Raw genomic sequence first — 12355 nt, 5'->3', positions numbered from 1 at the left:
AGGCCGGCGAGATTGGTTGATGAAAGATTCTCGAGGGGATCAGTCGCCGTCGGAATTGAAGTCCAGCGTCACCGACGCTTTGGACGGCAAGCCCTCGTCGCTGTAAGCCGCCAGCACCCTGCCCAGCACCTGGCGGAAGGCCCGGTCGTTGCGGCATTTGATGGTGAGCTTGTAGCGGTAGCGGTCTTTGACCATGACGATGTTCATGGGCGCGGGGCCAAGAATTCGCAGCGGCATGCCCGGATGGGCGCTGGCCTCGGCGCCCAGCAGCCGGGCAAAGCGGGCGGCCGCCTGCATGGTGCGGTTTTCGTCCGCGCCACTGAAGGCAGCGATGCAGACGCTGCAGAAGGGCGGATACAGGCAGATCTTGCGGAACATGATCTCCTGATCAAAAAAGGCCTCGTAGTTCTGGGCCGCCGCCAGATTCAGGGTGGAATTTTCCGGGTCCATGGTCTGGATCAGCGCCCGGCCCGCGGCCCCGGCCCGGCCGGAACGGCCGATCACCTGGGTCACCAGCGAGAACACATTCTCCACCGCCCGGAACCCCTGGGAAAAGAGCAGCGAGTCGATGCCAAGCACGCCCACCAGGGTCACCTTTTCAAAATCCAGTCCCTTGGCCACCATCTGGGTGCCCAGCATGATGTCGTATTCGCCCCGGGCGAAAGCCGCCAGCATGTTCTCGTGGGCGTTCTTCTGGCTGGTGGAGTCCTGGTCCATACGCAGCACCCGGGCGTCCGGGAACAGCTCGACCAGCTCCTCCTCCACCCGCTGGGTGCCGAAGCCGGTGTAGCGCACCTTTCCGCCGCATTCCGGGCAGACGGTGGGCACCAGGGAAATCGCCTTGCCGCAGTAATGGCAAAGCAGCTTGTTTTCAGATTTATGATACACCATGGGGACGCTGCAGCTGGAGCATTTGATCACCTGCCCGCAGCTGGAGCACATGCCCACGGTTTTGTAGCCCCGCCGGTTGAGCAGCAGGATCGCCTGCTCGCCCCGGGTCAGGGTCTGGCGGATGCGCCCGGCCAGCGCGGTGCTGATGCTGCCGGAGTTTCCGGCGGCCAGTTCGGCGCGCATATCCACCATTTCCACCGCGGGCAGCGGCTGACCCGCATAACGCCGGGTGAGCTTATACAGGGTATAGCGGCCCTCCAGCGCGGCTTGGTAGCTTTCCACACTGGGGGTGGCCGAAGCGAACAGCACCAGAGCGCCGTGGTCCACGGCCCGGCGCTTGGCCACCTCCCGGGCATCGAAGCGGGGTGCGCTTTCCGACCGGTAGGTGTGCTCCTGCTCTTCGTCCAACACGATGAGGCCGATGTTTTTCAGCGGCGCGAATACCGCACTGCGGGTGCCCACCACGATGTCGGCCCCGCCGGCCTGGATCATCTGCCATTGCAGCAGGCGCTCGGTGTGACTGAGAGCAGAATGCTGCACCGCCACCCGCCCGCCGAAGGTCTGCTTCAGGCGGCGGATCATCTGGGGGGTCAGGCTGATCTCCGGCACCAGCACCAGAGCAGTCTTGCCCAACTCCAGCGTGCGCTGAATCAGCTTTAAAAACACCAGCGTTTTGCCGCTGGCGGTCACCCCGTAGAGCAGGGCGGCACTGGGCTTGTTTTGCGCCATCTGGGCGCACAGCCCGTCGTACACCTGCTGCTGTTCCTCACTGAGGAGGATGGGGTCGTTTGTCTGGGGAATGTGGCTGAACAGGTCCAGCACCTTATCCACCTGCCGCTTTTGCAGCACGCCCTTTTCGCACAGATTATCCAGCACAGCGCGGCTCAGGCCCAGCTGAGCCAGCGCACTTTGGGGCAGCGGGCCGCTTTGCAGCGCCGCCACTGCCGCCTGCTGTTTGGCGGTGGGCTTTGGTTTTTCGGGCAAAGGCCCTGCAAGGGAATATTCCGGCTCGGTATGGCGCACCAGCTGCTTTTGCAGCCGGGGGCCGTTTTCCGTTTCCGCCGGTTTATACTGGGCCCCATAGGGGATGATGGCCTTGACCGCCTCGTACCAGGTGCAGAAGGTGCGCTCCTTCAAAAAGCGCACCAGACCCAGCAGCTCGTCGGTGAGGCGAGCGTTTTCCGGCGCTGCGTCGAACAGTTCCTTGCAGCGGCCCGCCTCCTCCTGCTGACCCACAGCCAGCACAACGCCCATGCGGGGCTTGTTGCCCCGGCCGAAGGGCACCAGCACCATGCCCCCCGGAACCACCGGATGGGCCAGTGTGGGGGGCACCAGATAGGTATAGAGCTTATCAAAATGAAACGTGGCGCCGCTTACTGCCACCTGGACTGTTTGCAGCACCGCGCCGCGCTCCCTTCCGCCCGCCGGGGGCGGGTCACTCTTCTTCCTGCTGATATTTCTGGATCAGGCCGTAGATCTCCTCGGCACACTCGTCCACGGTGTCGTTGATCACGACCTCGTTGTAGTCCACCGCGTACTCCATCTCCTCCACCGCACGGGCAAGGCGCTTTTTGATGGATTCCTCGGTCTCGGTGCCGCGGCCCCGCAGCCGCTCCTCCAGCTCGCCGTAGCTGGGCGGCCGAACAAAGATGGTCACCGCATCGGGGTACAGCTTCTTGATGTTGCCCGCGCCGATCACCTCGATGACCAGAATCACGGTAATGCCGTTTTCAATGCGCTTGTCCACCTCGGACTTGGGGGTACCGTAGTAGTTTTCGCAGTATTCCGCGTACTCCAGAATCTCACCCGCCTGAATGCGGCGTTCAAACTCCTCGCGGCTCAGGTAGAAGTAGTTTACCCCTTCCTTTTCGCCGGAGCGCATGGGGCGGGTGGTGGCGGAAACCGAAACCTCGATCTCCGGGTGCAGCTCCATCAGCCGCTTGACCACCGTGTCCTTGCCGGAGCCGGAAGGCCCGGAAATTACGATCAGATGGCGTTCCTTATTCATTGTCCAGTTCGTCCTCCATTTCATCCTCGGCATCGTCGGTGTCGTTCAGACGGTTGGCCACGGTCTCCGGCTGCACGGCAGACAGGATCACATGGTCCGAGTCCATGATGATGACCGCACGGGTACGGCGGCCGTAGGTTGCGTCGATGAGGGAGCCCTTATCCCGCGCTTCCTGTACGATGCGCTTGATGGGCGCGGATTCCGGGCTCACGATGGCGATCAGCCGGTTGGCGCTGACCATGTTGCCAAAGCCGATGTTGATCAGTTTCATGCTTGGCTCTCCTTACTCGATGTTCTGGATCTGCTCGCGGATCTTCTCGATCTCGGCCTTGGTGTCCACCACGATGCGGGTGATGGCGATGTCCTGGCACTTGGAGCCGATGGTGTTGGTTTCCCGGTTCAGTTCCTGGGTCAAAAAGTCCAGCTTGCGGCCCACCGGACCGTCGCTTTCCAGAATCTCACGGTACTGGGCGATGTGGCTGCGCAGGCGCACCGTCTCCTCGTCCACCGCGGTCTTGTCACCGAAGATGGCGGCCTCGGTGAGGATGCGCGCCTCGTCGATGTTCTGATCCTGCAGGATGGTCTGCAGGCGGGTGTACAGCTTCTGGGTGTAGGCCTGCACCCGCTCGGCGCTGCCTTCCTCCACCTTGCCCACGTTGGCCTCGATGGTGGCAAGGCGGCCCATCACGTCCGCCTTCAGCTTCTCGCCCTCCACGGCCCGCATGGCCACGAAGTTTTCCAGCGCGATGGTGCACACCTGGCTCACATCCTGCCACAGCTGCTCCTCGTCCACATCCGCGTGGCGCACGCTCAGCACATCCGGGTAGCGGGCGATCAGACTGGCGGTGGCGTCGTTCTTCACGCCCAGCTGCTCGGCCAGAGCGGCCAGTGCGTCGGCATAGCTTCTGGCCAAAGGCAGATCCACCTCCACCGCCACATCCTGGCTGCCCACGCTCTGCATCTGCAGGCTCAGCTCCACCTTGCCCCGGCTGATGCTTGCGCTGAGCAGCTTTTTCAGCTTATCATCCAGATAGGCACAGCTGCGGGGGATGCGGGAGGAATACTCAAAATAACGGGAGTTTACGCTTTTGATCTCGACGGTGATGTCCCGTCCGTTCAGGATTGCTTCGCCGCGGCCGTAGCCGGTCATGCTCAAAGCCATTGATAAAGGCACCTCGTTCCCTGTAGGATCGTTATTGAAATCGCCGGGGTCTGCCCGGCCTGAAACCGGCTGCGGACATATTTCCCCATTTAAATATACATGCTATTATTCTACTCGGTTTGGCGCTTCATTGCAAGTTTTTTATCGCTCCGTGCCCGGCCGCCCTTGTTTTGCCCGCCGCCTTATATTACAATGGATGCGTTGATTTTCCGGCTTTGGGGAGGATTTTTCATGCAGACGAGGGAACGCTGGCATCTGATCGACGGGCTGCGGGGCCTGGCACTGGCCAACATGGTGCTGTACCATCTTTTATTTGATGTCTATGTGATCTGGGGCTTCGATCCGCTGTGGCCCGCCCGGTGGCCGGTGCGGGTGTGGGAGCGGTGCATCTGCTGCTCCTTCATTTTCATCAGCGGCCTGTGCTGGCACTGGGGCAGGCGTCACGCGCTGCGTCGGGGGCTTGTGCTCAACGGCTGCGGGCTGCTGATCACTGCCGTGACCCTGATCGCGGTACCGGACCAGGCGGTGTGGTGCGGGGTACTCACCTTCCTGGGCTGCGCCACGCTGCTCACCATTCCGGTGGACCGGCTGCTGAATGGCCGGTGGGCGGCTGCAGGCCTTGCGATGAGTCTTGTGCTGCTGGCGGTGTTCTGGCCGGTGAACCAGGGCTGGCTGGGCCTTGGCACGTGGCGGCTCTGGCAGCTGCCGGACGCGCTTTACCGCTCCCGCCTGCTCACGGTGCTGGGCTTTCCCTTTCCGGGTTTTTTCTCCAGCGATTACTTTTCCATCCTGCCCTGGTATTTTCTCTTTCTGGCGGGCTACTTTGCCCGGCCGCTTCTGTTTGCCAGCGAGCATGTAAAGCAGGCTGCCCGGCTCCGGCTGCCGGGGCTGGACTGGCTGGGGCGCAAAAGTCTGCCGGTCTATCTGGTACACCAGCCCTTGTGTATGGCGGTATGCGTCATTTTTCTTTCGCCCGCTTCGCCTCTTTGTCTTGTAAGATGAATTCTGCCCCTTGCCTTGTGCAGCGCTCTTTTCCAAAAGAAAAGGGCGCTGTTTTTTATTTCCAGCTCCGCTTGAGGCCCACCTGTGAAAACCTCCAAAATACTGTCAAATATTTTGGATGCTATGTCAGTTGATATTAATGATAATAATTGCTATAATTAAAATCCGACCATTTTTGGATTCCAGAAGGAAGAATACATAACCTATCACAAAGAAAGGAATGTGAGGAAACTGAACCATCTGCCCTTATCCGTCCGCGTCCCCATTGAGGAGGACAATCCCAGTATCCTGCGTCATGAGCAGGCCTGCATCCGCTGTGGCATGTGCAAGGAAGCCTGCACCAACCTGATGGGAGTGCACGGCAGCTACACACTGGAGGACACCGGAAACCGCGCCATCTGTATCTACTGCGGCCAGTGCGCCAACGTCTGCCCGGTGGACAGCATTGTGGAGCGGGACGAATGCCCCCAGGTCCGCCAGGCGGCCGCCGACCCCGACCGGGTGCTGGTGGTCAGCACCTCGCCCTCGGTGCGCGCTGCGCTGGGCGAGGAATTCGGCATGGAGCCCGGCGCCTTTGTGGAAGGCAAAATGGTGGCGCTGCTGCGTGCTCTGGGCGCCGACTACGTGCTGGACACCAACTTTGCCGCCGACCTGACCATCGTGGAGGAGGCCAGTGAGCTGATCCGCCGCATCACTGAAAAGGACCGGCCCCTGCCCCAGTTCACCAGCTGCTGCCCCGGCTGGGTCCACTTTGCCGAGATGTATGCCCCCGAGCTGCTGCCCCATCTGTCCACCGCAAAGAGCCCCATCGGCATGCAGGGCCCCACGGTCAAGACCTACTTCGCCAAGAAGATGGGTCTGGACCCGGAGAAGATCGTGCATGTGGCCCTTACCCCCTGCACCGCCAAAAAGTTCGAGATCCGCCGCCAGGAGCTGCACGGCGCTGCGGACCATCTGGGCATCCCCGGCCTGCGGGACACTGACCAGGTGATCACCACCCGAGAGCTGGCTCGCTGGGCCAAGGCCGAAGGGGTGGACTGGAACGCATTGGCGGATTCCGCCTACGATTCCCTGATGGGTCAGGCTTCGGGCGCGGGTGTGATCTTCGGCAACACCGGCGGCGTGATGGAAGCCGCCCTGCGCACTGCCTACGCCTACCTGACCGGCGAAAGCGCTCCCCAGAGCCTGCTGAATCTGACCCCGGTTCGCGGCTACGAGGGCGTGCGGGAGGCGCAGGTGGAGATCGGCGACCAGACGCTTCAGGTCGCGGTGGTCTACGGCACCGCCAACGCCCGCGCCTTTTTGCAGCGCATGAAGGAAAGTGGCAAGCAATACCATTTTGTGGAGGTCATGGCCTGTCCCGGCGGCTGCATTGGCGGCGGCGGTCAGCCCAAAAACATCATGCGGGATGCGGACGAAACCCGCAAACAGCGCATCGCTGCCCTTTACCGGCGGGACAGCTCCATGGAGCTGCGTACCAGCCATGAGAACCCGGAGATCAAGCAGGTCTACGAGGAGTTTTATGGCCAGCCTCTCAGCGAGATGGCCGAACAGATGCTGCACACCAGCTACCGGGATTGCAGCGGCCTGTTGAAGAGTCAGCCCGTTTCCGGCGAATAAGTTTTTAAGCACAGCAAGGCCCCCGGCCTGCCGCAACATGCGGTGGGCCGGGGGCCTGTTTCATTTCATTCGGGTGCGATCAGCCGCGCCGGGGCCGACTGGGCCGGGAGGGAGCGGTGCTGCGCTTTTTCTGGTGCTCGCGGCGCTGCTCAGCAGCCTCCTGGGCACGCTGGGTCTGGGCGCGGGCCTTGCCCTTCTGGGCGGCGGCACGCAGGGCGGCCACCTCGCTCTTGGTCAGCTCCCGGTACTGGCCGGGCTGGAGCATGCCCAGCTTCACCGCGCCCATAGCGCTGCGGCGCAGGCGGATGACCTCCAGGCCTACTGCCTCGCACATGCGGCGGATCTGCCGGTTCTTGCCCTCCTTGATGGTCATTTCCATCACGGTGCGGCCCGGCTCATCCACCACCACGTTGATCACCGCGGGCTGGGTGACGCTGCCGTCGTCCAGGGTAACGCCCTTGCTCAGAGCAATAACCTGGCTCTCGTCCGCGCGGGGACGCACGGTCACCCGGTAGAGCTTGCTCACACCATGGGAGGGATGCATCATCAGGTTGGCAAAGCTGCCGTCGTTGGTGAGCAGCAGCAGACCCTCGCTGTCCTTATCCAGACGGCCCACCGGGAAGACCCGGGCCGGGTAATCGGCCAGCAGGTCCATCACGGTCTTGCGGCCGCGCTCGTCACTGGTAGTGGTCACAAAGCCGCGGGGCTTGTGCAGCATCAGGTAGTGGTATTCCTGCTTCTTCTCCAGGCGGATGCGCTGGCCGTCGATGCTCAGGGTATCCCGGTTCACGTCCATCTTATCGCCCAGGTTTACCGGGTGACCGTTCACCTTCACCCGGCCCTCCAGAATGATCTGCTCCGCTGCACGACGGGAGCACATGCCCTGCTCGGCCATTACCTTTTGTACTCGTTCCAATGCCATAATCCGTTCCTCATATTCTCTGTTGGTTGATTGCAGAAAAAGCGGGCGGCAGATTCAACATGCCGCCCGGCTTGGTTTACTGGTTCTGTGCCGGGTCGGCCGCTGCGGCCTCACCCTTGTTCAGCAGGCCGGTGAGCTTGTCCACCAGCTCGGGCACCATGTTCAGCGCCCGGTCCACGGTGCTGTTGTGGTCCGCCAGCTGGATGGTGCGCACGTTGCCGTCCTTAATGACCAGGAAGGCCACCGGGGTGACCGACACGCCTGCGCCGCTTCCGCCGCCGAACAGCTCCTTGGTGGTCTTGGCGCCGAAGTCGGAACCGCCGGATGCAAAACCAAAGGTGACCTTGGACACCGGCAGAATGGTGGTGCCCTCCAGTGTGATGGGTTCGCCGATGATGGTGTTGGAGCCAACCATCTCGCGGATCTTATCCAGGGTGACGCTCATCATACCCTCAAGCGGACGTTCAGCCATAGTTGTTTCCCTCCTGTGATGCAACCGGCCTTGCGGGGCCGGGATGTTCCGTTTGTTTCAATGCGAGCCGGGCGGCGGTCAGATCAGCTTTTCCTTATGCAGGCGAAGCAGCGCCCAGACTCCTGTTATTACCATTATAATCAGATGGGACGTGATTTTACAAGAGAAATGTTCCCGCCCCTGGTGTTCGCCGGTATAATCCGGCTCGATGACCAGCTGCTCCATGCGCAGATCTAAAAAATTCTGCAGCATGCCGAAGCTGGCACCAAGGCCCGCGTGTACCGCGCCCACAGCCAGCGCAGTGGAAGCGGCACTTTCCCCATGCACCGGCAGATAGATTTGAATGTGATGGATCTTGAAGCCTTCCAGCAGGCGGCGCAGAATCTGACCGCCGGTGCGCACCCAGGCAAGCACCCAGTCCAGGGTTTCCTGCAGCGTTTTTTCCGGCTTTTGCTGCGGCGGCCGGGCAGTGGCTTTGCCGGTTTGTCGGGCAGCGGGCTGGAGTGCCGCCTGCTTTTGCTCAGACACTTCTGCCTGCGGCTTGTGCGCTGGTGTCTGCTCTGTTGCTGCCGCTTTCTCCTGTTCGGCAGCTGCTTGTGCCGTGGGCTTCTTCGTTACAGGCTTTGCTTTTTTCGGTCTTCGGGGTTTCTTCTGCTTTTGGGGCTTTTCCGGTTTTTCCGGGCGGGGATACAGCTTCACCCGCACCGCCAGCACCCGAAGCGCGGCGCTGAACTGCCCCTTCTCATAGCAGAGTTCAGCGGTCACCGGAACCAGAAGCGCAGCGATGAGCAGCGCCAGAAGCACCAGCAAAACCCACCCGATCCCCTTCAGGATCAGCCATAAAACAGCCATCGGCTCGCCTCCTTACCCATTTTACTTCATGGGATGGGTCAGGCCTGGGTCTCGCCCGTACTGCCCGCCATCTCCAGCTGAACGCCGTCGCCCTCGTGCAGCGGGGGCAGCTGCTCCAGCGTTGCCAGACCAAAGGTGCGCAGAAACACCTCAGTGGTGCACAGGCTGATGGGCCGGCCGGGCAGATCCAGCCGTCCGGCCTCCTCCACCAGACCCTTTTCCATCAGCTTTGCGATGGTGGACGAGGAGTCCACGCCGCGCACCTGCTCCACAAATCCGCGGGACACCGGCTGGTTGTAGGCGATGATCGCCAGCACCTCCAGCGCCGCCTGGGAAAGGGGCGTGTTGCGCCGATTGTCCAGCACCCGTTTCACCGGCTCCTGCACGGCGGTTTTGGTGGCCATCTGCCACTTGTCGCCCAGGGGCAGGATGCACAGGCCCCGGTCCGCCTTTTCGTATTCCTTCTGCAGCTGCTCCAGAATGGCTACGGTGTGATCCTTCGGGATCTCCAGCGCCTCGGCGATCTTGTCCGCTCCGATGGCGTCGCCATGGGCAAACAGGATGGCCTCCACAGCCGCCTTGTATTCCTTTTCCTTTTGTGTCATGCCTTTTGTCAACTCTCCTGTTTCTTCATCCGGCCCCGGCGCACGGTGAGGCTCTCCTGGTCGTCGATCTCAATACGACCCGCGCGAATCAGCTCCAGCACCGCCAGAAAGGTGGCCACCGTCTGGCTGCGGCTTCCGCCCCGGTTAAATAGCCCGCGGAGGCTTGCCACCCGGCCGGTAACGATGCTGCGCAGCACGTGCACCACCCGGCTCGCCACCGACACAAAGGGCGCGGTGACCAGCGGCTCAAAGCTTTGCTGGCTGGGGGCAGCCTTGCGGCGCTTGCCCCGGCCCAAAAGCAACTCCATCGCCTGGGCCAGCAAGCTGGCATCGTGCGTCAGGCGATAGGTATTATCCTGCTCCAGCTCCACAGGCGGGCGCACAAAGCTGCAATGGCTGGCGGCCTGTTCGCCCAGCTGGCGGGCCACCTCTTTGCAGGCGCTGTATTCAATCAGCTGACCGGTGAGCTCTTCCTTCATCCGCTCTGCTTCCTCGCTGCGGGGCAGAAGCAGAAAGCTCTTCATCTGCACCAGACGGGCAGCCATCTCGATGAACTCACTGGCCACCTCCATCCGGTTATCCTGCAGGCCGTTGATCAGGCTGGTGTACTGGTCGATCAGCTCCAGGATGGGAATGTCGTAGATGTTCATCTTGTTCTTGCTCACAAGATAGAGCAGCACATCCAGCGGACCGTCGAATTCTTCCAGGTGGAAGGTCAAAGTCTCCATGCTTTCCCCTCCTTACACCGCAATGCCCGCCGCCATATAGACCGCCCGGTCAATGAAGGCGGTGGCGTGGTTCAGAATGTTCCACATGCCGTTGTTCAGCCAGTAGAGTGGCACATCGAACACGCCCAGCATCAGCAGGATGAACATACCGATGAAAATCTGGCGCTCATACTGCATCACCCGGAAATACAACCGCCGGGGCAGCACCAGCAGAAGAATGCGGCTGCCGTCGAAGGGCGGCACCGGCAGCAGATTGAACACTGCCAGCGACACGTTGATGGCCACCATGTAGTAAAGGAAATACAGTACCAGCTCCGCCAGCATCCCCGCCGGCAGGAAATAGTATGCCAGCTTATACAGCATCATAGACAGATACGCCAGCAGCAGATTGGAAATCGGCCCCGCCGCCGCGCTGAGGGCCATGCCCAGCTTGGGATTCTTGTACCGCTGAGGGTACACCGGCACCGGCTTGGCCCAGCCGATACCCGCCACGATCATACAAACCGCACCCAGCAGGTCAAAGTGTGCCATAGGATTCAGCGAAAGCCGCCCCATATTCTTTGCGGTGGGATCGCCCAGCTTGGCGCTTGCCCAGGCGTGGGCGGACTCATGCACCGGAATGGCCAGCAGCATGGCAAGGCCGCGCATCACCCAGACCATCAACTGGGCAGGACTGATCAGACCCATAAAACTCTCCCTTTTTGTTCATTTGACGCCTTATATAAAATAAGGTAGGATGTCTTTGGCAAACCACTGCGCACTGCCCGGCTCGAATGAGGGGCATATTCGGCAGTTTGCTTTTTATTATAGCGTTTTTTGGGGCCATTCACAAGCAAAATGGGACTTTTTCAGAGTTTTTCAAAGATATTTTTAAAAAACCCTTGATTTTTCCCGTCCGGCTTGCTATTATATTCTAGCGACTTAAATTATATCGAGGAGGTGCAGCAAATGGCAAAGTGCAATTGTTGTGGCAAGGGCGTTTCCTTCGGCATCCAGGTTTCCCACTCTCATCGTCGGTCTAACCGCACCTGGAAGGCGAACGTGAAGCGTGTTAAGGCTATTGTAGACGGTTCTCCCAAGTACATCTACGCCTGCACCCGCTGCCTGCGCTCGGGCAAGGTTACCCGCGCTGTTTGATTTTTCAACGCAAAAACTGCCGGTCATCTTCGGATGACCGGCTTTTTTGTGTTCTGCTCCACCTTGTCCGCTTGACCGGTCCGCCCGGCCATTCTATAATGAAGGTAATGCAATTCGCGGTGACGCTTCACCGCTTCGGGAGGGATTTTGCGTGGAGATCCAATATTACAAGGAACCCAGCCGCTTTTTGAAGCGGGAGATGGAGTTCAAGGTGTTCGGCCATTCCGGCCTGCCCTGCCTGGCGTTTGCCTGTGAGGGAGGCCGCTTTTACGATTGGGAGGACCACGGCATGGTGGCCGCGCTGGCCCCGCTGATCGACGCGGGTAAAATTCAGCTGTTCTGCGCCGACAGCGTGGACGCCGAGAGCTGGCTGGGCAGCGGCGAGGGCCGGGCCCGCAGCGAGATGCAGGAACGCTGGTTCAACTACCTGGCAGGCGAGCTGATTCCCCGGGTGCTGACTTTGAACGACGGCACCCACAATCGGGTGGCTCTGCTGGGCTGCAGCCTGGGCGCTGGCCACGCGCTGAACCTGTATCTGCGCCGGCCGGAGCTTGTGTGCGGTGCAATCTGTTTGTCCGGCAGCTATTCCGCTGCCCCCTGGTTCGGGCCTTATCACGACGATCTGACCCTGCGCAACAGCCCGCTGGAATACCTGCCCCTGCTGCACACCGAAGGCCTGCCTTCCACCCGGCTGGCTCCTCTGTTCCTGTGCTGCGGCCGCGGCCCCTACGAGGACGATTTCCTGGCCGACACCCGGGCCATGGCCCAGGCTCTGACCGACCGGCGCATGCCCGCCTTTGTGGACTACTGGGGCGAGGACGTGAGCCACGACTGGCCCTGGTGGGCAAAGCAGGCCGTTTATTTCCTGCCCCAGCTGCTGCAGCAGCTGACCGGCAAGGCAAAACCCACCGCATGATCCATTCCGCCGAGCTTTCGGGGCCCGGCGGAATTTTTTT

The 12355-nt window shown here is 61.2% G+C and carries 14 protein-coding genes; 4 read left to right on the top strand and 10 right to left on the bottom strand.

Annotated elements, in window-relative coordinates:
* Nucleotides 1-39: 39 nt before the first annotated feature.
* Genes priA through B5F28_RS11720 form a run of 4 tightly spaced genes read right to left on the bottom strand, consistent with a single transcriptional unit; the run spans nt 40 to nt 4061 of the window.
* A complete protein-coding gene (priA, locus tag B5F28_RS11735) occupies nt 40-2292 on the bottom strand; it encodes a replication restart helicase PriA (protein ID WP_087296072.1) in 2253 nt (750 codons plus the stop codon).
* 34 nt (nt 2293-2326) lie between these two features.
* Entirely contained in the window at nt 2327-2899 is a 573-nt protein-coding gene (gene gmk / locus B5F28_RS11730; protein ID WP_087296071.1) for a guanylate kinase, read from the bottom strand.
* On the bottom strand, nt 2892-3170 hold the full coding sequence (remA, locus tag B5F28_RS11725) for an extracellular matrix/biofilm regulator RemA (protein ID WP_087184296.1): 279 nt from the start codon (nt 3168-3170) through the stop codon (nt 2892-2894). The genes gmk and remA overlap by 8 nt, the downstream gene beginning before the upstream one ends.
* 12 nt (nt 3171-3182) lie before the next feature.
* Entirely contained in the window at nt 3183-4061 is an 879-nt protein-coding gene (locus tag B5F28_RS11720) for a YicC/YloC family endoribonuclease (RefSeq protein WP_087296070.1), read from the bottom strand.
* A 231-nt stretch (nt 4062-4292) separates the two neighbouring features.
* Here B5F28_RS11720 and B5F28_RS11715 point away from each other — a divergent pair, with 231 nt between their 5' ends.
* Nucleotides 4293-5063 (top strand): heparan-alpha-glucosaminide N-acetyltransferase domain-containing protein, encoded by a 771-nt coding sequence (locus B5F28_RS11715; protein ID WP_158097594.1) that lies wholly within the window; start codon nt 4293-4295, stop codon nt 5061-5063.
* A 222-nt stretch (nt 5064-5285) separates the two neighbouring features.
* Nucleotides 5286-6683, top strand: a complete 1398-nt coding sequence (locus tag B5F28_RS11710; protein WP_247643479.1) for a [FeFe] hydrogenase, group A — start codon at nt 5286-5288, stop codon at nt 6681-6683.
* Nucleotides 6684-6762: 79 nt separating this feature from the next.
* Here the strand turns inward: B5F28_RS11710 and B5F28_RS11705 are convergent, their stop codons facing one another.
* The 6 genes from B5F28_RS11705 to B5F28_RS11680 all read right to left on the bottom strand — a co-directional run bounded on the left by B5F28_RS11705 (nt 6763) and on the right by B5F28_RS11680 (nt 10949).
* Entirely contained in the window at nt 6763-7605 is an 843-nt protein-coding gene (locus B5F28_RS11705) for a pseudouridine synthase (protein ID WP_087296068.1), read from the bottom strand.
* Nucleotides 7606-7681: 76 nt separating this feature from the next.
* Nucleotides 7682-8077: a GerW family sporulation protein gene (gene ytfJ, locus B5F28_RS11700; protein WP_087296067.1), complete on the bottom strand. Its 396-nt coding sequence runs from the start codon at nt 8075-8077 to the stop codon at nt 7682-7684.
* Nucleotides 8078-8155: 78 nt separating this feature from the next.
* Nucleotides 8156-8929, bottom strand: a complete 774-nt coding sequence (locus tag B5F28_RS11695; protein WP_087296066.1) for a DUF2953 domain-containing protein — start codon at nt 8927-8929, stop codon at nt 8156-8158.
* Between the two features lie 38 nt (nt 8930-8967).
* Nucleotides 8968-9534, bottom strand: coding sequence for an SMC-Scp complex subunit ScpB (scpB, locus tag B5F28_RS11690; protein WP_087296065.1), 567 nt, complete (start codon nt 9532-9534; stop codon nt 8968-8970).
* An 8-nt stretch (nt 9535-9542) separates the two neighbouring features.
* On the bottom strand, nt 9543-10262 hold the full coding sequence (locus B5F28_RS11685) for a segregation and condensation protein A (protein ID WP_087296064.1): 720 nt from the start codon (nt 10260-10262) through the stop codon (nt 9543-9545).
* Nucleotides 10263-10274: 12 nt separating this feature from the next.
* The gene (locus B5F28_RS11680) at nt 10275-10949 is read right to left on the bottom strand and encodes a site-2 protease family protein (RefSeq protein WP_206423083.1); all 675 of its coding nucleotides are present in this window, start codon (nt 10947-10949) and stop codon (nt 10275-10277) included.
* Between the two features lie 261 nt (nt 10950-11210).
* Here B5F28_RS11680 and rpmB point away from each other — a divergent pair, with 261 nt between their 5' ends.
* Nucleotides 11211-11399, top strand: a complete 189-nt coding sequence (rpmB, locus tag B5F28_RS11675; RefSeq protein ID WP_077138557.1) for a 50S ribosomal protein L28 — start codon at nt 11211-11213, stop codon at nt 11397-11399.
* A gap of 151 nt (nt 11400-11550) precedes the next feature.
* Complete coding sequence (locus B5F28_RS11670) at nt 11551-12315, top strand: esterase family protein (RefSeq protein ID WP_247643478.1); 765 nt, start codon at nt 11551-11553, stop codon at nt 12313-12315.
* The last annotated feature ends 40 nt before the right edge of the window (nt 12316-12355 follow it).

The organism is Gemmiger sp. An194 (assembly GCF_002160145.1).
GTDB lineage: Bacteria > Bacillota > Clostridia > Oscillospirales > Ruminococcaceae > Allofournierella.
Note: the sequence above shows the minus strand (reverse complement) of the source record. Positions and strands in the feature narration are given on the sequence as shown.

Bases quoted from the DNA above. Each gene is read 5' to 3' on its own strand.
- gmk (WP_087296071.1), bottom strand. From the start codon at position 2,899: ATGAATAAGGAACGCCATCTGATCGTAATTTCCGGGCCTTCCGGCTCC.
- remA (WP_087184296.1), bottom strand. From the start codon at position 3,170: ATGAAACTGATCAACATCGGCTTTGGCAACATGGTCAGCGCCAACCGG.
- B5F28_RS11720 (WP_087296070.1), bottom strand. From the start codon at position 4,061: ATGGCTTTGAGCATGACCGGCTACGGCCGCGGCGAAGCAATCCTGAAC.
- B5F28_RS11715 (WP_158097594.1), top strand. From the start codon at position 4,293: ATGCAGACGAGGGAACGCTGGCATCTGATCGACGGGCTGCGGGGCCTG.
- B5F28_RS11705 (WP_087296068.1), bottom strand. From the start codon at position 7,605: ATGGCATTGGAACGAGTACAAAAGGTAATGGCCGAGCAGGGCATGTGC.
- ytfJ (WP_087296067.1), bottom strand. From the start codon at position 8,077: ATGGCTGAACGTCCGCTTGAGGGTATGATGAGCGTCACCCTGGATAAG.
- B5F28_RS11695 (WP_087296066.1), bottom strand. From the start codon at position 8,929: ATGGCTGTTTTATGGCTGATCCTGAAGGGGATCGGGTGGGTTTTGCTG.
- scpB (WP_087296065.1), bottom strand. From the start codon at position 9,534: ATGACACAAAAGGAAAAGGAATACAAGGCGGCTGTGGAGGCCATCCTG.
- B5F28_RS11685 (WP_087296064.1), bottom strand. From the start codon at position 10,262: ATGGAGACTTTGACCTTCCACCTGGAAGAATTCGACGGTCCGCTGGAT.
- B5F28_RS11680 (WP_206423083.1), bottom strand. From the start codon at position 10,949: ATGGGTCTGATCAGTCCTGCCCAGTTGATGGTCTGGGTGATGCGCGGC.
- rpmB (WP_077138557.1), top strand. From the start codon at position 11,211: ATGGCAAAGTGCAATTGTTGTGGCAAGGGCGTTTCCTTCGGCATCCAG.